Raw genomic sequence first — 23,295 nt, 5'->3', positions numbered from 1 at the left:
TTCATCTGGATTCGTCCGCGAAGGGATTGTGACCGTGCGCATCCGTCTGCGGGTGCGCCGGCGATGGCGTATACTTAATGAGTTTATGTGTACGAAACGACGAGGAGCTGCCATGCCGTCCATCGCTGTCCCTGAGGCGACCACCGCCCCGACCTTCAAGAGCGCCCACTTCATTGGCGTCGGCGGAGCCGGCATGAGCGGCATCGCGCTCGTTTTGCATGAGCGCGGCTGCAGGGTTACCGGTTCCGACCTTAAGACCTCCCGCTACATCCGCCAGCTCACCCGCGCGGGCGTTCCGATCCATGTCGGTCACGCCGCTTCGACCATCGATGAGTTCCAGCCCGACGTCGTGGTCGTCTCGACCGCGATCCCCGAGACCAACCCCGAGCTCGTGCGCGCCCGCGAGCTCGGCATTCCCGTGTGGCACCGCGCCAAGATGCTCTCCGCGCTCGGCTACGGCCGCACGACCGTCGCCTGCGCCGGCACCCACGGTAAGACGACCACGTCCTCCATGGTCGCCACCATGCTCGACCGTATGGAGCTCGACCCGAGCTTTTTGATCGGCGGTGTCGTGGAGGGTTACGGCACCAACGGCAAGAACGGCGACGGCGAGTACTTCGTCGTCGAGGCCGATGAGTCCGACAGCTCCTTCCTCTACCTCGACCCGCACGTGGTCATCGTGACCAACATCGAGGCCGACCATATGGATCACTACGACTCCTTGGAGCAGATCGAGGAGACGTTCTGCACGTTCATGGGCCTCGTGGGCGAGGATGGCACGGTTATCGTCTGCGGTGAGGACCCGCGCCTCGTCGAGTTGGCCCGCTCCTGTGGGCGCACTGTGTTCACCTACGGCGAGGGCGACGGCATGGACGTGTGCCTCAACCCGGCGGCCACGCGCCATGCCTTCGGCTCCGACTTCACCGTCACCCTTCCTGACGGTTCCAAGCGTGAGGTCTGCATTAAGAACAACCCCGGTCGCCATAACATGCTGAACGCCACTGCGGCCCTCACCGCCGCTTACGTGCTCGGCCTCGACACCGAGCGCGCCGCCGAGGCCCTCTCCACGTTCGAGGGCGCCCGTCGTCGTTTCACCCAGGTGGGCGAGGTGCGCGGTGTCACCCTCGTCGACGATTACGGTCATCACCCGACCGAGGTCCGCGCCACGCTCGCCGCGGCCAAGTCCCTCGACTTCCAGCACGTCGATGTGGTTTTCCAGCCGCATCGCTACTCGCGTCTCCAGGCGCTGTGCGACGACTTCGTGGACGCCTTCGCCGATGCCGACACGGTCATTCTCGTCGATGTCTTCCCCGCGGGCGAAATGCCCATTCCCGGTGTCACCAGCAAGATGCTGGCCGATAAGATTCGCGCCGCCCATCCCGGCAAGTCCGTCTACTACGTGTCCGATCATGCGGCGCTCATGGCTCGCATCGATGACGTCGCCCAGGCCGGCGATCTGCTCATCACGATGGGCGCCGGTGACATCACCACCGTCGGTCCCGAGTATCTCGAGCACGTCGCGAACGAGGCAGAGTAGCCCATGGGTGCGTTCAACGCGATGATGGCCCTCTCGGGCATGATCGACACGGATGTCATCGAGAACGAGAAGCTCGCACGCCACACCAGCTATCGCATCGGTGGTAAGGCCGACCTCTTCGTGACTTGCCACAGCTACCATTCGCTGCGCCGCACGATCGAGGTGTTGGCCCGCGAACGCGTCCCGTGGGTCATCATCGGCAAGGGCTCGAACCTGCTTGTCGCGGATGCCGGATATCGCGGTGCCGTGATCACACTCGGCAGCGAGTTCTCCCGCTTCGTGGTCGGGGAGGACGGTTGCACCATCACCGTCGGCGCCGGCGCGATTCTGGCCCGTCTGGTGAACGAGGCGCTCTCGCGCGAGTTGACGGGCCTCGAGTTCGCCGTGGGCATCCCGGGCACGGTCGGAGGCGCCATCTCCATGAACGCCGGTTCGCGCACCGAGTGGATCGGTTCGCTCGTCCGTGACGTGGTCACGTACAAGCCAGGCGAGGGCATCCGTCATTATTCCGGCGAGCAGATCGCGTGGGGGTACCGCCTCTGCGGTCTTCCCCACGACGAGATCGTGCTCGAGGCTACGCTCGAGCTCGAGCAGGCGACCAAGGACGATATCCGCGCCCGGATGGAGCGCGCCCTCACGCGTCGTCGCCGTACGCAGCCGCTGGGGGTTCCCTCATGTGGGTCGGTCTTCAAGAACCCGCCCGATCGCGCGGTCGGCGCCATGATCGAGGAATGCGGATTAAAGGGTTTTTGCCAGGGCGGGGCGGAGGTCTCGTCGGTTCACGCTAACTTTATCGTGAACAAGGGCGCCGCCACGGCGGCAGACGTTGAGGCGGTCATCCGCCATGTGCATGCGAAGGTAAGGGAGACGTATGGGGTCGAGCTTCAGCCGGAAGTCAAGTTCCTCGGCTTCTAAGACGCCGAAGCCCACGTATCGTCGCGCATCCGCGGCGGGCAAGGGCCAAGCCTCGGCCCGTCCCGCCTCGTCTGTATCGCCAAAGACCCCGCGTCCGCGGACCGCGCCCGCAAAGGCCGTATCTCGCCCTGCCGCCAAGCCGCGCGCGATGGCCAAGGCGGTGCCTGCGGCCAAGGCCGCGCCTGGGGTCAAGGCCACGCCTGCGGCCAAGGCCGCGCCAAAAACGCTGAAGTCAGTCGGGGAGAAGACCGTCGCCGGCATCAATGGCGCTGGCAAGGCCGCGGCCAAGCCCATCGCCAAAACCTTCCTCAAGCAAGCTGTCCCCGCTGTCAAGACCCCCGCTTCCAAGCTTCCCAAGACTGCGAGCCCCAAAGCGGGTGCCGTTGCGGGTCCAAAAAAGGCCGTGTCGGCCGCCATGGCTTCCGCGGTGTCCGCTGCGGGTGGCCTTGCCGGCCGCATCCCGCGGCCCAAGATCAATCCCGGCAGGGCCCTCATCGTCATCGGCGTCGTGTTCGTGCTCTTCCTTGCCGGCTTCATCCTCGCCAATTCAGCGTTGTTCGCCGCAACGGACATCCAGGTCAAGGGTTCCGACCATGTTGAGGTTGAGACAGCGCGCGCCCTCATCGAGGTCCCGGAGGGCACCACGATGTTCAATGTCGACGAGAAGGCGATATACGACTCGCTCAAAGCGATTCCCTGGGTCAAGGGAGTCGATGTCAAGCGTGAATGGCCGCACACCCTCGTCGTGACCCCCGTCGAGCGCAAGATGCGCGCCATCGCCTTCATAACCGCCGACGAGGTGGCATGGGCGATCGGCGAGGACGGCACCTGGATCGCGCCGTTGAGCCTGGTCGTTGCCGTGGATGGCGAGGGCAACGAGGTCGCACTGAACGACGACGGCTCGGTGCCCGAGGGCGCAGCGCAACTGCCCGCGTTCGAGGCGGCGCTGCGCATCGCGCAGGACTCCGGCAGCCTGCTGCTTACCGACGTCCCGAGCGACATCTCGCCCAAGGGGGGAGAGCCGGTCAACGCCAAGGTCGTCCTCGCCGGTCTCGATTACGCCAATGGCTTCTCCGACGAGTTCGTCGCGCAGATCAAGGACATCTCCGTCGCATCGGTCGAGGCCATCTCGGCCAATCTCGTATCCGGCGTGGAGGTCTCGCTGGGCAAGCCGCAAAACATCGTGGAGAAGGAGCGCGTGGTGACCAAGCTCCTCGCCGAGCATCAGGGGGTCACGTACATCAATGTGCGCGAGCCCGGCGCCTACACGTTCCGCAGCACACCGCTGTAGGACGCGCAGTCCGCATTCGCGCAGCTACCGCTTGCGCTCGGTGAACGGTCTCGTAGCTATACCTGCGGAAATGGCAAACGTTCCACATTCTGGCCAGCGCGGTTTGACTTACATCCGTGTTTTGTGCAAACATAACACGGTTTATCTCGACTTTTAATCTCTACTTGAGGGTTAACGTCGTGACGATCGCCTGTAGACAGGCTTGCCAATAGTAGTGTTCGGAGGACCGCACATGCACGAGAACGAGATCAACAACTACCTTGCTGTCATCAAGGTCGTCGGCGTGGGCGGCGGCGGCACGAACGCCGTGAACCGCATGATCGAGGAGGGTATCCGCGGCGTCGAGTTCGTCGCCATCAACACGGACGCCCAGGCCCTCGCCATTTCCGATGCGGACATCAAGGTCCACATCGGCACCGACATCACTCGCGGTCTCGGCGCTGGTGCCAACCCCGAGGTCGGTCGCAAGGCCGCCGAGGAGAGCCGTGACGATATCGCCGAGGCGCTCGCTGGCGCCGACATGGTGTTCATCACCTGCGGTGAGGGTGGTGGCACCGGTACTGGCGCCGCCCCCATCGTTGCCGACATCGCGATGAACGACGTGGGCGCGCTGACCGTTGCCGTCGTTACCAAGCCGTTCACCTTTGAGGGCCGCAAGCGTAAGAACTCCGCCGAGGAGGGCATCAAGACGCTCGCCGAGTCCGTCGACACCATGATCGTCATCCCGAATGACCGTCTGCTCGACATCGCCGAGAAGAAGACCACCATGCTCGAGGCCTTCACCACGGCCGACGGCGTTCTGTCCCAGGGCACCCAGGGTATCACCGACCTGATCACCGTCCCCGGCGTCATCAACCTCGACTTCGCCGATGTTAAGACGATCATGAAGCAGGCCGGCACCGCCATGATGGGCATCGGCGTCGCTTCCGGCGACACCCGTGCCGTCGATGCTGCTCAGCAGGCCATTTCCAGCCCGCTGCTCGAGAGCTCCGTGGACGGCGCCACGCGCGTCCTGCTCTCCATCGCCGGCTCCAAGGACCTCGGCATCCAGGAGATCAACGACGCCGCCGATCTCGTGGCCAACGCGGTCGATCCCGACGCCAACATCATCTTCGGTACCGTCGTGGACGAGTCCCTCGGTGACCAGGTGCGCATCACCGTCATCGCCACCGGCTTCTCCGATTCCAACGTGAACCGTCAGGACGAGCTGTTCGCCGCTTCCAAGGCTCCGCGTTCCGACCGCGGCTCCGAGCCCACGGCCGCTCCCGCCGCAATGCGCAACATCGGCGGCGCCGAGCTCCCGAACTTCGGTAACGATCAGTTCGAGCTGCCTGACTTCCTCAAGCGCGGTAACTTCTAAGGCAAGCGGGCTTTCCAGCGACATTCGCCAAGCTTGAGTCATGGGGTGAGCGGTGTATCCGCCCGCCCCATTTTCATGCCCCGCTTCGATTGGCTGGAACCGCCCCAGGTGATGCCGAGCACCCGTCGACGCTTGGCCGGCCGTCTGAAAGTGGTCGCGATGTGCTTCGCTGTTGCAAAGTGGCATATCGCGACCAAAAACACCCCTATTTGCAGCAAGAAATGGTCGAGAATTGCCACGCTGTGACAACGTTGCAATTCTCGACCATTTCCCCCGTCGGGCTCTGTCAGCCCCCGTCGGCTCTCGTCAGGCAAGGTCGGTCCCGTCAGCCCAGGTCTGCCTTTGCTGGCCTGTCAGCCCGGGTTGGATCCGGTTAGCCCTGGTCGGCCCCCTCGGCCCCTGTTCAATTGCGGGACGCGGTGTTCGGATCGCGGATTGCGGAGGCGCAGGGGTAGAATCTTCAACATCATTTGCAGAGGAGGAAGGCATCTCATGGGACAGTTCAACCGCAACGACTACGACGGCCTTGTGCTCAACGAAGTGCGCGACGGAACTGTTGCTGCGGCGTTTACCGAGCGCACGGGCGGCGCTTCCGAGTCGCCGTATGCCTCTTTGAACCTCGGTTCCCATGTGGGGGACGACCTGGCTGCCGTGATGGAGAATCGCCGCCGCGTGCTCGCGGCGCTCGGGTGCGCCGGCGATTTCGAGCGGCTGCTCGTGCCCAACCAAGTGCACGGCGATTGCGTCGCCGTCGTTCGGGAGGGCTCGGATGATGAGCTCGCCCGCGTGCGCGAGCAAATAGCCGAGGGTTCCGATGCCATTGTGTGCGTCGCCGCGCATGTCCCGGTGATGCTGTGCTTCGCCGACTGCGTGCCGGTTGTGCTCACCTGCCCAGGCGGGTTCGCGGTCATTCACTCGGGATGGAAGGGGACGATCGCCCGTATCTCGGCCAAAGCTGCGAGCATCCTGTGCGAGACCGCAGCATGCCCTGCAAGCTCCGTTCGGGCATATATCGGTCCGCATATCCTCGGTGACGAATACGAGGTCTCCCAAGAGCTCATGGAGCGTTTTTGCGCGGAGTTCGGGTGGGCCAACGTGGGGGATTCCCGCATGCTCGATCTCGGCCGTGCGATCAGGCAGGCCCTCGTCGAGACAGGGGTACCTGAGGATACCATCTGCGACCTCGGTCTCTCAACCGTTCGATGCAACGACCGCTTTTTCTCTTATCGCGCGGAGAAGGGGACGTGCGGGCGCCATGCAGCGGTCGCGGCCATGGTGTAGCTCCGAGAAATCGCGTTCGTGGCGCACGGTAAGGTCATCGTGCCCAACATCCTCGTGGCGCACCGCCATCCCGCCGCGCCCCGCCGTGCGCCGTCGCCTCGTGGCGCACCGCCATCCCGCCGCGCCCCGCGGTCCCATCGTGTACCGCAACTTTGCGCCGCATCGCATCCAGACGAACTTTTCATTCTCCTGACATTGCGTTTACGCGTCCGAGGGGTGCGCGCGGCTAGACTCAGCTGCGTGTGTGATACGCCCGTCGAAAAGGATCGCTATGCGCAAGCTCTTCTCACGTCAGCTCATCGAGGCCCGCCACGAGATGCTCTCCATCTTCGAGGCCATCGACCTCACCCTGCACGATGCCGTCAACGCCTTTGTGGTCGACGATAAGGAGCTGGCCCGCCGCGCCCAGCAGGCGACGCTGGCGATCGACGCCCGCAGTGCGAACCTCGAGGCCGTGTGCTACAACCTCATTGCCACGCAGAGCCCGGTTGCGTCCGACTTTCGCCTGCTCCAGACGATCATTTACGTCAATTTCAACCTCCAGCGCATGAGCGACAAGGTTCGTCGCATCGCCCGCGCCGCCAAGCGCAAAGTCAACAACGATATCGAGCTGCCGACCGAGCTGGTCGATCTCATTCAGCGCGAGTCCGAGTGCGTGTACCGCGTCCTGGGCGCCTCTGCTTCCGCCCTGGTCAACAACGACCTTGCCGCCATGGCGGACCTCGCGCAGCGCGACGATGAGGTACACGAGGTGTACGAGCGCTTCTTCCGCACGTACAACCGCATGGACGCCGAGGAACTCGCCGACGACGCCTCCCTGGACGACCTGCGCCGCGTCATCATGGTCTCCCGCTATCTGGATCGCATCGCCGCCATCTCCATCGACGCCGCGTTCCGCATTGCCTTCCTGCTGACCGGTCAGCGCTGGAGCGTGGCGGACCTCATCGAGACCGATGAGGGCGAGCTCGAGAGCATGCGCATCCCCTCCGGCGAGGGCGTGACGCTCGACCCGGTGCGCGATGCCCGGGCTGTGGCGTCCCTGGCCCCCGACGAGGTGGGCGGTAAGCTTGCCTCGCTCATCCGCGAGGTCGAATCCGAGGATGGTGGCGAATAGGGGCAAGGCGTACTGGAAATCCCAGCGCTGGGCGGTTGCGCGCTTATAATTTGATACCATGAATCGAACATTGCGCGGGCGCATGGGCGTCCGCGCGTTTGCGTCTATCGCTCGAAGAGATCGGAGTCCCTCCGTGCGACGTTCACGTCATGCCTGTCCGGGCGCGGCGCCCCATCCCTTGGGTGCGCATCGCTGCTCGGGAGGCGCACACCGCGTCCTGCCGTCCAGGGCGTCTCGGCTGTTTGTCACGGCCGCCCTGTCCCTTTCCACCATGCTCGCCCTGACGTCGTGCAGCTCGGGAGCGTCGACGGAGTCGATCACCGTCGCGGGCTCGACGACCTGCCTGCCGATCGCAGAACAGGCGGCCGAGCTGTTCAAGGAGGAGACCGGAACCGGCGTCCTCGTGAGCGGCCTGGGCTCTTCCGCCGGCATCGAGGCTGTCTCCACCGGCACCGCAGAGATCGCGACGTCCTCTCGCGGCCTGAACGCCGAGGAGCAAAAACTCGGCCTCACCACGATCCCCGTCGCCCATGACGGCATCGCCGTGATCGTGAACACTGCCAACCCCGTTCAGAACCTCTCCATCGAACAGCTGCGCGGCATCTACTCAGGCAAGATCTCCAACTGGAGCGAGGTGGGGGGAGAGGACCTGCCCATCCAGCTCGTGAATCGCGACGAGGCCTCCGGCACGCGCGAGGCCTTCAAGTCCATCGTCATGGATGGCGAGCCCTTCGACCGTCGCGCCGCCGTTCTCTCCGGCACCGGCCAGGTGCGCGACGTCGTCAGTCGTTCCCGCGGCGCCATCGGCTACATCTCCATGGGCTTCGTGGAGTCCGCCTATGCCGAGACCGAGGTCCGCGCCCTCAACGTGAACCACGTCGAGCCCCAGGAGAAGACCATCGCCTCCGGTGGCTATCCCATTTCCCGCGATCTGTACTTCTTCACCAAGGGCGAGCCCACGGGCGCAGCCGCTGAGTACATCGCCTACGTCCTGTCCGATGAGATGGACGATCAGATTCGCGAGGCCGGCTTCATCCCGGTCTCGGGCAACGCGGAGGGGGAGTGAGATGACCGACGCCAAAAGCTCTGAGACGACGCCCGCCGAGAACACCGGCGCCCGCAAGCGCGACCTCGCGCTCGTCTCGCGTAGCACCTATCTCAAGGAGAAGGGGCTGCAGTACCTGTTCTTCGCCTGCGCCTTCCTGGCCGTGGTCACTGTCCTGCTCATCTTCGCGTTCACGATGATGCAGGCCGCGCCGGTGTTCACCGACATCGGCCTGGCCAATTTCTTCAGCTTCACCTGGGCTCCCACCGAGGGCCACTACGGCATCATGTCGCTCGCCGCCGGCACTGCCCTGGTGACGGTCGGCGCCCTCGTGATCGGCGTCCCACTCGGTGTGGGCACCGCCGTCTACCTGACCGAGATCGCCTCCGCTCGTGTCCGCGCGCTTATCAGCCCGGCCGTTGACTTGCTCGCGGGCATCCCCTCGATCATCTACGGCTTTTTCGGCATGGTGATTATCCGCCCGTTCGTGGCCGACCTCACCGGCGGACTGGGATTTGGAGCCCTCACCGCGTGGTTCGTGCTGGCCATCATGATCGTCCCGACCATCACCACCCTCACCATCGATGCGCTCAACTCCATCCCCATGGGCATTCGTGAGGCGAGCTTCGCGATGGGCGCCACCAAGTGGCAGACCATCTACAAGGTCGTGCTGCCTGCGGCCAAGTTCGGCATCGTCGATGCCGTCGTGCTCGGCATGGGCCGCGCCATCGGCGAGACCATGGCCGTCCTCATGGTCGTCGGCAACGCGCCCGTGATCCCCGAATCCATCTCGAGCCCGGTTTCCACGCTCACGAGTCAGATCGCGCTCGACATGAGCTATTCCTCCGGCCTGCACCGCACCGCCCTGTTCGGCATGGGCGTGGTGCTGTTCATCGTGTCCGCGTCCCTGGTGGGCTTTGTGCGCCTGCTGTCGAAGATGAGGAAGGGGTAGGCCATGGCAGACAACATCGACATCCATGAGGCCGCCAAAGCCGACGCCCCGGCTCTGACCTCGGCCCAGCGCATCAAGCGCGCGCTTGCGAACGGCAAGAAGGAGCGCATCTCCAAGAATGCCTCCAACAAGATCATGCTCGGCGTGTTCCGCGTGGCCGCCGCCATCACGACCCTCGTGCTCGTCGCCATCATCGCCTACGTGGTGATCAACGGCCTGCCGCACGTGAGCCCCGCGTTCATCTTCACCTGGCCCCATGGCGTCAACGCCGAGGGCGGCATCTGGCCCACCATCGTGTCCACCGTGTACGTCACGGCGCTCGCCATGTTCATCTGCACGCCCATCGCCGTGCTTGCCGCCGTGTACCTGGCCGAGTACGCCAAGCAGGGCCGCCTGGTGCACATCATCCGCTATGCGGCCGACACGCTGGCCTCCGTGCCCTCCATCGTTATGGGTCTGTTCGGATACGCCCTGTTCGTCGAAGCGATGGGTCTGGGTCTCTCCATGATCTCGGCCGCCCTCGCCCTCGCTCTGCTCATGCTGCCCATCATCATGCGCACCACCGAGGAGGCCATCCGTGCCGTGCCTCGCTACATTCGCTGGGGCGCCTACGGCCTGGGTGCCACCAAGTGGCAGGTCGTGAGCAAGATCGTCCTGCCCTCCGCCTTCGGTCGCATCGCGACGGGCATCGTGCTCGGCATCGGCCGCGCCATCGGCGAGACCGCCGTGGTGCTCTACACCATGGGCCAGGCCATCAACATGCCCTTCACGCCGCTCGATTCGGGCCGTCCCATGACCGTCCACCTGTACCTGCTGGCCAACGACGGCATCAACATGAATGCGGCATATGGCACCGCCCTGCTGCTCATGGCCATCATCCTGGCCTTCAACCTGTTCGCCCGCTGGCTTTCCCGCAAAAGCAAGTAAGGAGCACCCGTGACCGTTTACCGTAACGCGCCCGAGGCCGCGCAGAGCGCCATCACCGTTTCCGACTTCAACTTCTGGTACGGCGACTTCCACGCCCTCACCGACGTGAACCTCAACATCGCCAAGAACAAGATCACCGCCTTCATCGGCCCGTCCGGCTGCGGCAAGTCCACCTTCCTGCGCTGCATGAACCGCATGAACGACCTTATCGAGGGCACGCACATCGAGGGCACCATGCAGCTCGACGGCTCGGACATCTACGCCGAGGGCGTTGACCCGGTCGACCTGCGCCGTCGCGTGGGCATGATCTTCCAGCAGCCCAACCCGTTCCCCAAGTCCATCTACGAGAACGTCGCGTTCGGTCCGCGTCTGCAGGGCGTGACCAGCAAGAGCGACCTGGACGACATCGTCGAGGAGTCCCTCAAGCGCGCCAATCTTTGGAAAGAGGTTTCCAACCAGCTCTCCAAGGACGGTCTCGCCCTCTCCGGCGGTCAGCAGCAGCGCCTGTGCATCGCGCGCGTGCTTGCCGTTCAGCCCGACGTGCTGCTCATGGACGAGCCCTGTTCTGCCATCGACCCCACCTCCGTGCAAAAGGTCGAGGACCTCATGGTGGAGCTCGCGCCCGAGATGACGATCATCATCGTCACCCACAACATGCAACAGGCCGCCCGTATCTCCGACCACACCGCATTCTTCCTGCAGGAGGTTGCCGGCGAGCCCGCCACGCTCATCGAGTACGGCCAGACCAACGACATCTTCACCACGCCCATGGACAAGCGCACCGAGGACTACATCACCGGTCGCTTCGGTTAATGTGTAGAAACGGGCGGCGCGCCATATGCGCCGCCCGCACGCGTATCTGTTAAGGAGGCGCATATGCGCAAACTCTTCTCCAGCCAGCTCATCGAGGCGCGCCACGAGATGCTGTCCATCTTCGAGGCCATCGACCTGACCCTCCACGACGCCGTCGATGCCTTTGTGAATGACGACCGCGAGCTCGCCCGTCGCGCTCAGAACAAGACCCTCAAGATCGACGCCCGCTGCGCCAACCTCGAGGCCGTGTGCTACAACCTGATCGCCACCCAGAGCCCGGTTGCATCCGACTTCCGTCTGCTCCAGACGATCATCTACATCGACTTCAACCTTCAGCGCATGAGCGACAAGGTGCGTCGCATCGCCCGTGCGGCCAAGCGCAAGGTCAACAACGACATCGAGTTTCCTCCGCAGATGGTCGCCCTTATCGAGGAGGAGGCTGCCAGCGTCTATCGCGTGCTGGGCGCCACCGCCTCCGCGCTCGTGAACAACGATCTCGCCACGGTCCTGACCCTGTCCGAAGAGGATGAGGCGGTCCACGGCGCGTATCAGGAGTTCTTCCGCGTCTTCAATCGCACGGAGACCATGGAGGTCGCCGATGATGCGCAGATGGACGATTTCCGTCGCACGGTCATGGTGTCTCGCTATCTGGACCGCGTCGCGAGCATTTCCATGGAGTGCGCGTACCGCCTCGTGTTCCTGCTGACCGGCCAGCGCTGGAGCGCTGACGATATCGCCGAGGCCGACGAGGATGAGCTTGAGAGCCTGCGCATCCCCTCCGGCGAGGGCGTGACGCTCGATCCTGAGTCCGATGCGCGCTTCGTGTCCCACCTCGCGCTCGATGAGGTCGGTCACGATCTGGCAACTCTCATCGCGGAGCTTGCGGAGTAGGTCAAGCGAACCGTTTCGCGCAGCTTGCTTGATGATTCGTGGCAGGGATGCGGCGTCCGTCATGGCCGCCGCATCCCTGCGTTACTATGGCGTATGGTCGCGCGCCAGCAGCGTTGCGGCCATGGTACGTGGATGCGAAAGGAAGTGCGATGGAAGAGGATTACGGCGCCTTCATCGAGGATCGGCGCGCGGAGATTTTGCAGCGCGTTGACGCGTCCCTCGCCGTGGGCGGCCGCACTCGTGACGAGGTGGAACTCGTCGCCGTTTCCAAGACCGTGGGTCTTATGCAAGTACTCGCCGCCATCGATGCCGGATATCGTGTATTTGGCGAGAACCGTCCTCAGGAGCTGCATCGCAAGCTTGAGGGTCTCGAGCTCGTCCAGGAGACGCGTCCCGTGCGCTTCGACATGATCGGCAACTTGCAGACGAACAAGATCAACGCCGTGCTCGGCCGCGTCGAGCTCATCCACTCGATTGGCACCATGCATTTGGCCGAGGCCGTGAGCAACCGGGCGTCGCGTCGTTTGGACGCCGGGGAGCTTGCTGCCCCGCAGAGGGTGCTCATCGAGGTCAATGTCAGCGGCGAGGAGACCAAAGGCGGTTTTTCGCCCGACGAGCTGCGTCGCTCGATGGACGGACTGCAGAACCTTTGTGGAATTCGCATCGAGGGACTTATGACCATGGCTCCTCGTGGGGATAAATCCAGGGCGCGTGCGTGTTTTGCCGGCCTGCGCGAGCTGCGCGACGAGCTTCGCGTCTCGAGCGGGTTGGAGCTCCGCGAGCTGTCCTGCGGCATGAGCGAGGATTACGAGATCGCGCTCGAGGAGGGGTCCACCATCGTTCGCCTGGGGCGTGTGGTATTTGACCCATCCTTTGAAGTACTATAGGCAGGTACGCCCGCACACGGCGCAAAGAGAGGTATAACCGTGGGATTTCTAGATGACATCAAGAGCCGCCTCGGCATGGCCCAGCCCGCCGCCGAGCCGTACGGCGACGAGCCCTATGACGATTACTATGACGAGGGCGTAGACGGCGGCTACGAGGATTACCCCGAGGGTTACGGCCAGCCGGCCCAGGACTCCTATCGCGGCTACGAGCCCCAGGAGCCCGGTAACGGCATGCTCGGCCAGACGCGCCGTGGCGAGGCCGAGTCCGTTGCCGTGTACACGCGCTCCGGCCAGCTGGTTGGGGAGGCCGATCGCCATGCGACGACCTACGGCCCTTCCGCCGAGCCCGCCTATCGTCCCGGTGCCTACGACACGCCCTCGAGCTACGCCCAGGCCCAGAGCCAGCGCGCGGCCCTGTCCTCCGTTCCCACCACGGCCCCGGTGAGCAGCACCGAGGCTCGCGTGAACGCCGTTTTGGAAGGTACACCCCAGCTTCCGGCGTACGTTCTGCGCCCCGAGAGCTACGACGACGTCGAGACCGTCGTGCGCCGTGTGCGCACCCGTCAGCCCGTCGTTCTGGTGTTCGCCGGTGTCCGCACCGAGGTCGCCAAGCGTGTGCTCGATTTCAGCTATGGGTTCGCTTGCGGCTCCGGCGCCTCTGTGCGCGAGCTCGGCGACCGCGTGTTCATCGTCTTGCCGGTGGGTTGCGAGGTCAAGGAGACCGACCTTGCCAAGCTGCGTAAAGACGGCTATCTCAAGCAGTAGGAGCTGCCATCTCGTGAATGCCATCACCATTGCCCGTCTTGTTCGAACCCTATTCGAGTTCTACAACTATCTGATTCTCGGGTACGTCTTGCTGTCGTGGTTCCCGATTCGCCCGGGTAGCCTCATGGACGACATCGGGGCCGTTTTGCAAAGCCTCGTCGGCCCGTATCTCAACTTCTTCCGCCGCTTCATCCCCCCGTTGGGAATGATCGACTGGTCGCCGGTTGTTGCGATACTTGTGTTGAGTCTGCTTGAGAACTTCATTATCAGGCTAATATTGTAGGAACTGACGCAGAGCGGTCCTCGCTCCAAACCGGAGCGTCCCTCGCGTATGAAAGGATAAGTATCATGGCCATCACCCCCGCTGACATCCAGGCGCAGACCTTCTCCGAGGCCAAGCGCGGTTACGACCCCGCTGAGGTCGACGTCTTCCTCGAGCAGCTCGCCTCCGAGGTCGACGCCATGCTCAATAAGATCGTGGACCTCAAGACCCGTCTGACCGCTACCGAGCAGGAGCTCGCCGCCGCCCAGGCTCAGGCCCAGGTCGCCGTTGCCGCCCCCGCTCCGGCTCCCGCCCCCGTGGCCAGCCCCGAGTACACCGCTACCGCCAGCCAGATCTCCGCCGCCCTTATCGCGGCTCAGCAGTCTGCCGACAACATCGTCGCCGAGGCCCGCGAGAATGCCGACCGCATCCGCAACGAGGCCGACGCCAAGGCCCGCGAGGTCATCCGTCAGGCGCTCAACGAGAAGCAGAATGAGCTCGCCGAGATCGACCGCCTGAAGGCCTCTCGTGAGGAGTTCAAGGCTGAGTACCTCAAGCTCATCCAGCACTTCATGGACGAGGCTCAGAACGAGTTCCCGGCCGATCTGCTGGTCAGCGCTCCCACCGGCTCCGAGCCCGCGGCTGCTCCGGCTCCTGCGCCCGCTCCCGAGCCGATGCCCGTGGCCGATCCGTTCGCCCCGCTCCCGAACTTCGGTGCCGACGACCTCGACTAGGCATTGAATCTCGATTGGGCGGCTATTGAGGTGCGACTTCGACTTTGATTGGAAGTCGACCCGATAAAGCCCTGTTTTACATGTCATTGAAGACGGACCCGCGTCAATCGACGCGGGTCCGTCGTTTTCGGGGTTAATTGCGCGTTTCCAAGCAGCATCGGATGGAAAGCGCCTCGGTCGGATGGACAAACGGCCGTGCCCCCGTCCTCCACTCGCGCCTTGTTGAGCTTTTTCGTATCGATACTGGGAAAGCCGATGTATGGCGGGAGCTCGCAAAGTCTCCACCTGGGGATTTGAAATGCGTTGAATTGTGTCTATCCGGCTTATCTCAATTCGAATACGAAAAAGCTCAAGTTCTCACGGCCGTGCAATTGGACGTGAGAACTTGAGCTGTTTTGCAAAGAGGGGAGATGGGCGGATGTTCGCCTAGCTGTTCTTCATCACGATGGACTCGACCGTATCGGCGACAAACTCGCAGGAGTCGGCACAGTACTCGAGGAAGGTGTAGACGTCACGCCAGGAGATGACGGTCAGCGGGTCGAAATCGCCGGTGTGCAGCTCGCGCATGGCGGCGATGTAGATGTCGTCGCACTCGCTCTCGATGGTGTTCACGGTGATGACGTGCTCGCGAAGGCTCTTGGAGCGCTTGAACTGAGGGAGCTCGAGCACGAGATCGTGCATCTGCTCCGTGGCGCGCATGACCTTGGCCGACATCTCAGGCGCGTCGGGGCGCATCTCTTGGATGTTGGTGAAGTAGATGCGGTGCAGAACGCCCTCGATGCGGTCGACGACGACGTCGATGGCGCCGGCGAGCGTGGCGATGTCCTCGCGCTCGATGGGGGTGATGAACGCGCTGATGAGGGCGTCGTTCACATCATGGACAATCTCGTCGGCCTCCTGCTCGATGGCGTGCATCTCGGCCACGGCCTCTTCGATCTTGGCCGGGTCGAAATCGTGCATGATCTCATCGAGCTTCTGGGCGGCCTTGCAGGCGAGCTTGGCGGCGGAGGCGAAGCTGTCGAAGTAGAACGCGTCGTTTTTCTTAGCCATGGTGGGGTCCTTTCAGGATGGTTTGAGAGAGTGTGACGGGATTCGAACTAGATGAACAGCAGGAAGAGCTTGGCCATGCAGAAGCTGATGAGGCCGCAGCCCGGGAAGGTGAAGATCCAGGTCAGGAGCATATCCTTGACCACGCCGAAGTTGATGGCGGAGATGCGCTTCACCGCACCCACGCCCATGATGGCCGTGGTCTTGACGTGCGTGGTGGAAACCGGGATGCCAGTGAGGGTTGCGAGCAGCAGACACAGGGAGCTGGAGAGGTCGGCGGAGAAACCCTGGTACTTCTCAAGCTTCACCATATCCATGCCCACGGACTTGATGATCTTCTCGCCGCCCACGGACGTGCCGACACCCATGACAACGGAGCACAGCAGCATGAGCCACACGGGGATGATCATGTTCTCGACGGAGGATTGGCCGTTGCAGAAAGCCACACCCAGGAACAGGACGCCGATGAACTTCTGGCCGTCCTGCGCGCCGTGCATGAAGCTCATGCCCGCGGCGCCGGCGATCTGCGCCCAACGGAAAAACGTGTTGGATTTACGCCTGTCGGTGTTGGCGAATAGGAGGGTGACGATCTTGCACGCGCCCCAGCCGGCGGCGAAGCCCAGGCCGAGGGAGAGGACGAGTCCGTAGAGGACCTTGACCCACTCGTTCATGTTGACGCCATCGGCACCGCCCAGGGCGATGGCCGCGCCGGTGAGTCCGGCGATGAGGCTGTGGCTCTCACTCGTGGGGATGCCGAAGACGCTTGCTCCCACGGAGTACACGACGATCGAGAAGAGCGCCGCGCACAGGGCGATGAGGGCGATCTGCGTGTTCGAGCCAAAGTCGACCATGTTGGAGATGGTCGAGGCGACGCTCGCGTTGATGTGCGTCATGATGAAGACACCCAGGAAGTTGAAGATCGCGCTCATGATGATGGCGGCCTTGGGCGGCAGGCAACGCGTGGTCACGCACGTGGCGATCGCGTTTGGCGCGTCGGTCCAGCCGTTGACGAAGATGACGCCCAGCGTGAGTAAGACGGTCATGGCAAGTATTGGATTGGAAAAGACTTGCGCAATGAAATAGGAGAAGGATACGTCCACTGATACCACATTCCCATACCGGCGCATGACAGCGCCTATTTACACAGCCCTCCTATTGTATACCTTACGCAATGCTTACCAGGGCTTAACGTCGGAATGCTTTGTAATGGTCGTGTAAGGTTTGGCAAGAGGGAGACGGGTATCCGGTTCGTGTGCGTCTATTGCATTTTTGGATGAAAAAGGCGAAGCGGGCCGATAAGCCGGGTTCTGTCGTGGACGATCATTTATCTCGCCTGCACGTCACCGTGCAGTTCTTCGCACGCTACCCGAGCGCGGGCCGGGCCGACCCATGGCGCTCCTATTCGCGCTTGCTCCGGAAGGGGCTTGCCAAGCCGCCGTGTTGCCACGACGCTGGTGGTCTCTTACACCACCGTTTCAGCTTTTCTCTCACCCGTCATAAGACGGGCAGCGGGAGTCTTCTTTTCTGCGGCGCTAATCCGTCGGGTTGCCCCGCCTGGCCGTTAGCCAGCTTCTTGCCCTATGGAGCCCGGACTTTCCTCACGCCTGCCACGAGGGCTGGTCGCGCGATCGTCTGGCCCGCTTCGCGAAGAGGTATTGTACCATGTGGCCGGAGGTCTTGCGAGCGGACGGGGCTTCACCCGTGCTCAAACAGTCCTGGGCTCGCGCGAAGGCCCCACGGGGCCTTCGGCTCGTGCGGAAGCTGCGCGCGGATGAAGCCCCGTCCGCTCGCAAGACCAAACGATCTCGGTGCAATACCGGGACTGCATTATGTCGTTGGCACGTGGCCCTTGCCGATGTGGGCCCGGTTGTGAGGGGTTATGGCTGATTCGTATTTCACGGTTCGTTCCGGCGCCGAGGTGTCGGGGGAGTTCGAGGACCGCAAGAGCCGGTTTATCGCCCAGCTCGTGCATGTCGAGTCAGTGGATGAGGCCCAGGCGCATCAGGCGGCCATGCGGGCGAGGCATTACGACGCTCGGCACAATGTACCCGCGTTCATTTTGGTAGACGGCACCGAGCGTGCAAGCGATGACGGGGAACCGCAGCGTACGAGCGGGATGCCGACGCTCGAGGTGCTGCGCGGTGCCGGGCTCAAGGATGTGTGCTGTGTGACCACGCGCTATTTCGGCGGAACGCTGCTTGGGCCGGGTGGTCTCGTGCGTGCGTATACGGCGGCGGCGCAGGCGGCCGTCGAGGCCGCGCGCGCGGCAGGCGATATCGTCGAGATGACAAGCGTGGTGAATGTGGACGTCCCGGTGGCGTATCCCCTCTACGAGCAGGTGGTCCGTATGATCGCCGATACCGGGGGCAAGATCGCCGGCACCGATTACACCGATCAGGTGCTGATTCACGCAATATATCGCGAAGGGGAGCACGAGGCCCTGCGTCCGCTGCTCACCGAGCTCATGGCCGGCAAGGAGGTCGTCGAGGTCGGGAGGGCGCATTTCGACGAGTTCTAGGCGCCTGAGTCGCCCCGGTGTGTGATTGCAACGGAATCGGGCCCGGACCGAGGCGTGTGTCTCGGTCCGGGCCCGCTTTGCATGCGGTTTCGCATGCGGCGATGGTGGCGTTTTAAGCCTCGAGGGTGTCGACGAGCAGGTCGATGGCGTCGTCGATGCAGCCGGCGCAGCTACGCAGCGCCCCGGTGTCCGTACCCACGCCCTTGAGCTCGCGGCAGACGGTGGAGCCGTTCTTATCTCGGAACGCGTCGCAGTACGCGCGCGCCATGCGATAGGTGGCGCCCTTGCTGCCGGGTGCGTCGAAACCCGAGCTTCTCACCTGTCCGAGCGCCATGATGCCGCCTGCAATGGCGCCGCAGGTCTCGGTCATGCCGCCCATGCCCGCTCCAAAGCCCTCGGCGAGTGCGAAGGCGGTGTGGTCATCGAGTCCGAGTTTCGGCGCCATCGCGCAGATCACGGATTGCGCGCAGTTGAACCCTTGGGCATGATAGTCGGCTGCCGCCGCCTTGAGCGCTTCGCGGTCGAGCGAGATTTCATCTTTGTTGATTGCCATAGTTCTTCCTTTTCGATTGCTCTGAACGGTATACCATTTTACCTATCTGAACGCAGGGGAGGGCCCGAGTGGCCGAACCCGTATGAACGAAGGAGAGCCCATGGCCGAGCATATCGGAACCACGTGCGTGCAGGGCGGCTACCGCCCCGGTGACGCGGAGCCCCGTCAGGTGCCCATCTATCAGTCCACCACCTGGAAGTACGACACCTCCGAGCACATGGGCAAACTGTTCGATCTCGAGGAATCGGGTTATTTCTACACCCGCCTTCAGAATCCCACCAACGATGCCGTCGCGGCCAAGATCTGCGAGCTCGAGGGCGGCACCGCCGCCATGCTGACGAGCTCCGGTCAGGCCGCGAACTTCTTCGCCGTCTTCAATATCGCCGGGGCGGGCGATCACGTGGTGGCGAGCTCGGCCATCTACGGGGGCAGCTACAATCTGCTCGTCCACACCATGCGCCGCATGGGCCTGGAGTGCACCTTCGTCGCCCCCAACGCGACCGATGAGGAGCTCGAGGCGGCCTTCCGCCCCAACACCAAGTGCGTCTTCGGCGAGACCATCGCCAATCCGGCACTCGCCGTGCTCGACATCGAGCGTTTCGCCGCCGCCGCGCATGCCCATGGCGTGCCGCTGATTGTGGACAACACGTTCCCCACGCCCGTCAACTGCCGTCCCATTGAGTGGGGCGCCGATATCGTGACGCACTCCACTACCAAGTACATGGACGGTCACGGCGCGGCCGTGGGCGGTGCCATCGTGGACTCCGGTCGCTTCGACTGGACTGCGCACGCCGATAAGTTCCCCGGTCTCACCACCCCCGACGAGTCTTATCACGGCGTCGTCTACACCGAGCGCTTCGGTCTCGAGGGTGCCTTCATCACCAAGGCGACCGCCCAGCTCATGCGCGACCTCGGCTCCATCCAGAGCCCCCAAAACGCCTACCTGCTGAATCTCGGTCTGGAGAGCCTGCATGTGCGCATGCCCCAGCACTGCAAGAACGGTCAGGCCATGGCCGAGTTCCTCGCCGGGCACCCCGCCGTGCGTTTTGTGCGCTACCCCGGTCTTCCCGGTGACGAGTACTACGACCTCGCGCAGAAGTACCTGCCGAACGGCTCCTGCGGCGTGGTGAGCTTCGGCTTCAACGGTGGGCGCGAGGCGGCCGAGCAGTTCATGAAGAGCCTCAAGATCGCGCAGATCGCCACGCACGTGGCCGATGCCCGCACCTGCTGCCTGCATCCGGCCAATGCCACGCACCGTCAGATGAACGACGCCGAGCTCGAGGCCTGCGGCATCGCCCCCGATATGGTGCGTCTGTCGTGCGGTATCGAGAGCACTGATGATCTGATCGCGGATGTCGAGCAGGCGCTCGCCGGTCTGTAAGGAGACGGGAATGGCAGATCGCAAGCCCAATTCCAAGAAGCAGGCGCGTGCGGAGAAGGCGCAGCGCCATGCCGAGCAGATGGCTGCCCGCTTTGGCAAGGAGATCGAGCGCAGCCTCGCCGGCGTCCAGCGTCTCGAGGCCCCCGTCACCTCCGAGGTCGAGGGCCGCGTGCCCGAGGTCCGTGTCATGGCCGCCGACGCCGTGGCGGCGATTCTCGAGAACGGCCGTGGCCGCGCCGAGTTCTGCGACTTGGCGGTCCTCGACTTCGCCTCGTTCACCAACCCGGGCGGCGGCTACATCCGCGGCTCCTGGGCGCAGGAGGAGGCCTTGTGCGCCGAGTCGTTCCTGTACAACGTGCTCGAGAAACAGGGCGACTGGTACGGTGAGAATCGCCGTCGCAATATCAACTGCAATCTCTACCGTAATCGCGCACTCGTCGTTCCCAAGGTGCGCTTCTCCCGTGAGAAGATCCACGCCTACGCCGATGTGCTCGTGGTGGCCGCGCCCAACGCCCGCCGCGCCCGCGAGGAGTACAAGGTCGACGAGGCCGCCCTCGTGCGCGCCATGCGCGACCGCATTCACTTCGCCCTCAACATCGTCGATGCGCTGGGTCACAAGCAGGTCGTACTGGGCGCTTGGGGCTGTGGGGTCTTTGGCTGGGAGGCCGAGCTCGTGTCCGAGTTGTTCCGCGAGGAGCTGGCATCGGCTTCCCATGGCATCGAGCTCGCGATCTTCGCCGTCCCGCGCGATCGCTTCAACGAGAACCTCGCGTGCTTCGAGCACGCGCTCTCGACCTTCCCCGAGAGGAATCAGGTGAGCTTCGCCGACGCCCTCGCCGAGCGCCGTGCCGCCGAGCAGGCCGCCGCTGCCGCCGAAGAGGATGATGGGGAAGAGGACGACTGGCGCAAGTACCTGTAGCGCCGACCATCGAAGGAGAGACGCATGTCTTTTGCAGAACTGACCCGTTCCCGGTATGCCTGCCGCAGCTATGAGGAGCGCGCGATCGAGCCCGAGAAGCTCTCAGCGATCTTGGAGGCCGGTCGCATCGCCCCGTCCGCCTGCAACAAGCACCCGAGTCGCGTGCTCGTGTGCGACACGGACGCCCTGCGCGAGAAGGCGGCCAAAGCGGCCAAGCACTTCGCCAAGGACGGCAGCGTGTTTGGCGCGCCGGTCGTCCTGATGGTGTGCGAGAAGGTCGACACGGCTTGGGTGCGCAAGTACGACCAGATGGGCTCGGGTGACATCGACACGAGCATCGTGGTCGACCAGATGATGATGCAGGCCGAGGACCTCGGGCTTTCCACCTGCTGGGTCTGCCATTTCGACCCGCGCGTGGCCATCGATGAGTTTGGGTTGCCCGCCGACCTGTACCCGGTGCATATGCTCACCGTGGGTTACGCCGCCGACGAGATCGCGGGCGAGTGCGTTCGCGAGGCCCGCACCATCCCGATGTCCGATTTCCGCATCGTCCTCTAACCGGCTCATCCGACCGCTCGTCGGTCTCCGCGCCCGTTCACCTCGTCCGCCGACCCTCCCTTTCATTTTGGGTACAAGGAGCGAGATGCGCGCACGCGCCATGAGACCATACCCCGACCCGGAGAGCACGCGATGAAGACCACGACCATCACCTATGCCAGCCGCGACAACGCCTCCACGGTGCGCGCCCTCATGTGGGAGCCCGACGAGGTCGCCTCGGGGGGCGAGGCGCCCCGTGGGCTTGTCCAGATCGTGCACGGCATGTCCGAGCACGTGGAGCGCTACGAGGGCTTCGCCTCCTTCCTTTGCGAGCAGGGTTTCGCCGTCTGCGCGAACGATCATATAGGTCATGGCAAGAGCGTCTCGAGCGCCGAGGACTTGGGTCACATGCCGCTCGAGGTCGGCGAGGACGTGCTCGTCGCCGATGTGCAGACGCTGCGCGAGCTCGCCCTTGAGCGCCTGTCTCAGCGCTGCGACATGCGGGTGAGCGGCATCCCGTACGTGATCTTCGGTCACTCCATGGGAAGCTTCATCACCCGCGTGTTCTTGACCCGCCATGCCTTTGGCGTGCGCGCCGCCGTCCTGTGCGGCACCGGCCATCAGCCCCGTCCCCTTTCGACGGCGGGCAAGGCCCTTACGAGTTCATTGGCCAAAAAGCATGGCGAGCGCTACGTGAGCGAGCTCGTTGACGGAATGGGTGCCGGCGGCTATGGCAGGGCCATCAAGGACGCCGAGACAGATCTGGACTGGATCGCCACCGACCCCGAGGTCGTTGCCGAATACCAGCGCGACCCTCTGTGCGGTCAAAAGTTCACCGTCGGCGCATATCACGTGCTGACGAGCTTGGTGTCCGACGCCACGGATCTGCGTTTGGCGCGCAGGGTCCCACATGCGCTGCCACTGTTGTTCGTGTCCGGCGATCAGGACCCGGTGGGCGAGTGCGGCGCCGGCGTTCATCGCGCGGCGGAGATGTATCGCAAGGCGGGCGTTGAGAGCGTGACCGAGAAGCTTTACCCCGGCATGCGCCATGAGATTTTGAACGAGCCCGTCAAGGGCGAGGTTCATCGCGACGTGCTCGCTTGGCTGGAGCGTCAGGGGCTCTAGGCCGTCCTTTTGGGTCGGTCGCATGGGGCCGTTCCGCGTCGCTGGAAGGGGGTGCTCGAAATGGATGATGGGCGGGTTTCTCGCGAGCGTTATGCCAAATGGGCGTCGATGCCGATCGACGAGCTCGCGCGCGATTGCGATATCCAGGCTTTTCGGGCATCTGGACCCGGAGGCCAGGGCGTGAATACCACGGATTCCGCGGTGCGTATGCGCCATGTTCCGAGCGGCATCGTGGTCACGGCGCGCGAGAGCCGAAGCCAGTTTCAGAATAGGGCGAGCTGCCTGCGGAAGCTCAAAGAGGAACTCACCCGCAGGGCGCGTCCTTCCAAGAAGCGTGTGGCGACGAAGCCCGGCAAGGCGGCCAAGGCCCGGCGACTCGCCGATAAGCGTCATCGGGCACGGATCAAGGCGGCGCGCAGACGCTATGACGGGAGCGAGTGA

General features: G+C 63.9%; 24 protein-coding genes and 1 other RNA gene. 21 read left to right on the top strand and 4 right to left on the bottom strand.

Annotated features, from left to right (window positions below):
• Nucleotides 1–112 precede the first annotated feature (112 nt).
• From murC to AOBCEHNH_RS04365, 15 genes are all read left to right on the top strand, one after another.
• Nucleotides 113–1,537, top strand: a complete 1,425-nt coding sequence (gene murC / locus AOBCEHNH_RS04435; RefSeq protein WP_152063301.1) for a UDP-N-acetylmuramate--L-alanine ligase — start codon at nt 113–115, stop codon at nt 1,535–1,537.
• Nucleotides 1,538–1,540: 3 nt separating this feature from the next.
• Nucleotides 1,541–2,452, top strand: a complete 912-nt coding sequence (gene murB, locus AOBCEHNH_RS04430; protein WP_006722396.1) for a UDP-N-acetylmuramate dehydrogenase — start codon at nt 1,541–1,543, stop codon at nt 2,450–2,452.
• Nucleotides 2,453–2,600: 148 nt separating this feature from the next.
• Complete coding sequence (locus AOBCEHNH_RS04425; protein WP_152063300.1) at nt 2,601–3,743, top strand: cell division protein FtsQ/DivIB; 1,143 nt, start codon at nt 2,601–2,603, stop codon at nt 3,741–3,743.
• Between the two features lie 232 nt (nt 3,744–3,975).
• Nucleotides 3,976–5,103, top strand: a complete 1,128-nt coding sequence (ftsZ, locus tag AOBCEHNH_RS04420) for a cell division protein FtsZ (protein ID WP_152063299.1) — start codon at nt 3,976–3,978, stop codon at nt 5,101–5,103.
• 492 nt (nt 5,104–5,595) lie between these two features.
• A complete protein-coding gene (locus tag AOBCEHNH_RS04415; RefSeq protein ID WP_152063298.1) occupies nt 5,596–6,384 on the top strand; it encodes a purine nucleoside phosphorylase YfiH/LACC1 family protein in 789 nt (262 codons plus the stop codon).
• A gap of 271 nt (nt 6,385–6,655) precedes the next feature.
• Nucleotides 6,656–7,498: a phosphate signaling complex PhoU family protein gene (locus AOBCEHNH_RS04410; RefSeq protein WP_152063297.1), complete on the top strand. Its 843-nt coding sequence runs from the start codon at nt 6,656–6,658 to the stop codon at nt 7,496–7,498.
• A 133-nt stretch (nt 7,499–7,631) separates the two neighbouring features.
• Complete coding sequence (locus tag AOBCEHNH_RS04405; protein ID WP_226803248.1) at nt 7,632–8,564, top strand: phosphate ABC transporter substrate-binding protein; 933 nt, start codon at nt 7,632–7,634, stop codon at nt 8,562–8,564.
• A 1-nt stretch (nt 8,565) separates the two neighbouring features.
• On the top strand, nt 8,566–9,495 hold the full coding sequence (gene pstC / locus AOBCEHNH_RS04400; RefSeq protein WP_152063295.1) for a phosphate ABC transporter permease subunit PstC: 930 nt from the start codon (nt 8,566–8,568) through the stop codon (nt 9,493–9,495).
• A gap of 3 nt (nt 9,496–9,498) precedes the next feature.
• A complete protein-coding gene (gene pstA, locus AOBCEHNH_RS04395) occupies nt 9,499–10,422 on the top strand; it encodes a phosphate ABC transporter permease PstA (protein WP_152063294.1) in 924 nt (307 codons plus the stop codon).
• Nucleotides 10,423–10,431: 9 nt separating this feature from the next.
• Nucleotides 10,432–11,235, top strand: a complete 804-nt coding sequence (pstB, locus tag AOBCEHNH_RS04390) for a phosphate ABC transporter ATP-binding protein PstB (protein WP_006722406.1) — start codon at nt 10,432–10,434, stop codon at nt 11,233–11,235.
• A 63-nt stretch (nt 11,236–11,298) separates the two neighbouring features.
• Nucleotides 11,299–12,126: a phosphate signaling complex PhoU family protein gene (locus tag AOBCEHNH_RS04385; RefSeq protein ID WP_006722407.1), complete on the top strand. Its 828-nt coding sequence runs from the start codon at nt 11,299–11,301 to the stop codon at nt 12,124–12,126.
• 149 nt (nt 12,127–12,275) lie between these two features.
• A complete protein-coding gene (locus AOBCEHNH_RS04380; RefSeq protein WP_152063293.1) occupies nt 12,276–13,013 on the top strand; it encodes a YggS family pyridoxal phosphate-dependent enzyme in 738 nt (245 codons plus the stop codon).
• A gap of 39 nt (nt 13,014–13,052) precedes the next feature.
• Nucleotides 13,053–13,778, top strand: a complete 726-nt coding sequence (sepF, locus tag AOBCEHNH_RS04375; protein ID WP_006722409.1) for a cell division protein SepF — start codon at nt 13,053–13,055, stop codon at nt 13,776–13,778.
• Nucleotides 13,779–13,791: 13 nt separating this feature from the next.
• A complete protein-coding gene (locus AOBCEHNH_RS04370) occupies nt 13,792–14,061 on the top strand; it encodes a YggT family protein (protein ID WP_006722410.1) in 270 nt (89 codons plus the stop codon).
• A 65-nt stretch (nt 14,062–14,126) separates the two neighbouring features.
• Nucleotides 14,127–14,774 carry a DivIVA domain-containing protein gene (locus AOBCEHNH_RS04365; protein ID WP_006722411.1) on the top strand — a complete coding sequence of 216 codons (648 nt, stop codon included), beginning with the start codon at nt 14,127–14,129 and terminating at the stop codon, nt 14,772–14,774.
• Nucleotides 14,775–15,200: 426 nt separating this feature from the next.
• Here the strand turns inward: AOBCEHNH_RS04365 and AOBCEHNH_RS04360 are convergent, their stop codons facing one another.
• The 3 genes from AOBCEHNH_RS04360 to rnpB all read right to left on the bottom strand — a co-directional run bounded on the left by AOBCEHNH_RS04360 (nt 15,201) and on the right by rnpB (nt 17,465).
• A complete protein-coding gene (locus tag AOBCEHNH_RS04360) occupies nt 15,201–15,824 on the bottom strand; it encodes a DUF47 domain-containing protein (RefSeq protein ID WP_152063292.1) in 624 nt (207 codons plus the stop codon).
• 47 nt (nt 15,825–15,871) lie between these two features.
• Nucleotides 15,872–16,921 (bottom strand): inorganic phosphate transporter, encoded by a 1,050-nt coding sequence (locus AOBCEHNH_RS04355; RefSeq protein WP_152063291.1) that lies wholly within the window; start codon nt 16,919–16,921, stop codon nt 15,872–15,874.
• Between the two features lie 180 nt (nt 16,922–17,101).
• Nucleotides 17,102–17,465, bottom strand: an RNA gene (rnpB, locus tag AOBCEHNH_RS04350) — RNase P RNA component class A.
• A gap of 235 nt (nt 17,466–17,700) precedes the next feature.
• Between rnpB and AOBCEHNH_RS04345 the strand changes: the two genes are divergently transcribed.
• Complete coding sequence (locus AOBCEHNH_RS04345; protein WP_006722416.1) at nt 17,701–18,339, top strand: IMPACT family protein; 639 nt, start codon at nt 17,701–17,703, stop codon at nt 18,337–18,339.
• A 112-nt stretch (nt 18,340–18,451) separates the two neighbouring features.
• On the opposite strand, the gene AOBCEHNH_RS04340 is transcribed toward AOBCEHNH_RS04345, so the two are convergent.
• Nucleotides 18,452–18,892 carry a C-GCAxxG-C-C family protein gene (locus AOBCEHNH_RS04340; RefSeq protein ID WP_152063290.1) on the bottom strand — a complete coding sequence of 147 codons (441 nt, stop codon included), beginning with the start codon at nt 18,890–18,892 and terminating at the stop codon, nt 18,452–18,454.
• A gap of 100 nt (nt 18,893–18,992) precedes the next feature.
• Between AOBCEHNH_RS04340 and AOBCEHNH_RS04335 the strand changes: the two genes are divergently transcribed.
• From AOBCEHNH_RS04335 to AOBCEHNH_RS04315, 5 genes are all read left to right on the top strand, one after another.
• Entirely contained in the window at nt 18,993–20,273 is a 1,281-nt protein-coding gene (locus AOBCEHNH_RS04335) for an O-acetylhomoserine aminocarboxypropyltransferase/cysteine synthase family protein (RefSeq protein ID WP_152063289.1), read from the top strand.
• Nucleotides 20,274–20,283: 10 nt separating this feature from the next.
• Nucleotides 20,284–21,192, top strand: coding sequence for a TIGR02452 family protein (locus AOBCEHNH_RS04330; protein WP_152063288.1), 909 nt, complete (start codon nt 20,284–20,286; stop codon nt 21,190–21,192).
• 24 nt (nt 21,193–21,216) lie between these two features.
• Nucleotides 21,217–21,750, top strand: a complete 534-nt coding sequence (locus tag AOBCEHNH_RS04325; protein WP_152063287.1) for a nitroreductase family protein — start codon at nt 21,217–21,219, stop codon at nt 21,748–21,750.
• A gap of 132 nt (nt 21,751–21,882) precedes the next feature.
• Nucleotides 21,883–22,854: an alpha/beta fold hydrolase gene (locus tag AOBCEHNH_RS04320; protein WP_152063286.1), complete on the top strand. Its 972-nt coding sequence runs from the start codon at nt 21,883–21,885 to the stop codon at nt 22,852–22,854.
• A 108-nt stretch (nt 22,855–22,962) separates the two neighbouring features.
• Complete coding sequence (locus AOBCEHNH_RS04315) at nt 22,963–23,295, top strand: peptide chain release factor-like protein (protein WP_370739239.1); 333 nt, start codon at nt 22,963–22,965, stop codon at nt 23,293–23,295.

The sequence above is a fragment of the Collinsella intestinalis genome (genome assembly GCF_902501455.1).
GTDB classification, from domain to species: Bacteria; Actinomycetota; Coriobacteriia; order Coriobacteriales; family Coriobacteriaceae; genus Collinsella; species Collinsella intestinalis.
The sequence above is the reverse complement of the archived record's forward strand: the minus strand, read 5'-3'. Positions and strand labels throughout refer to the sequence as shown.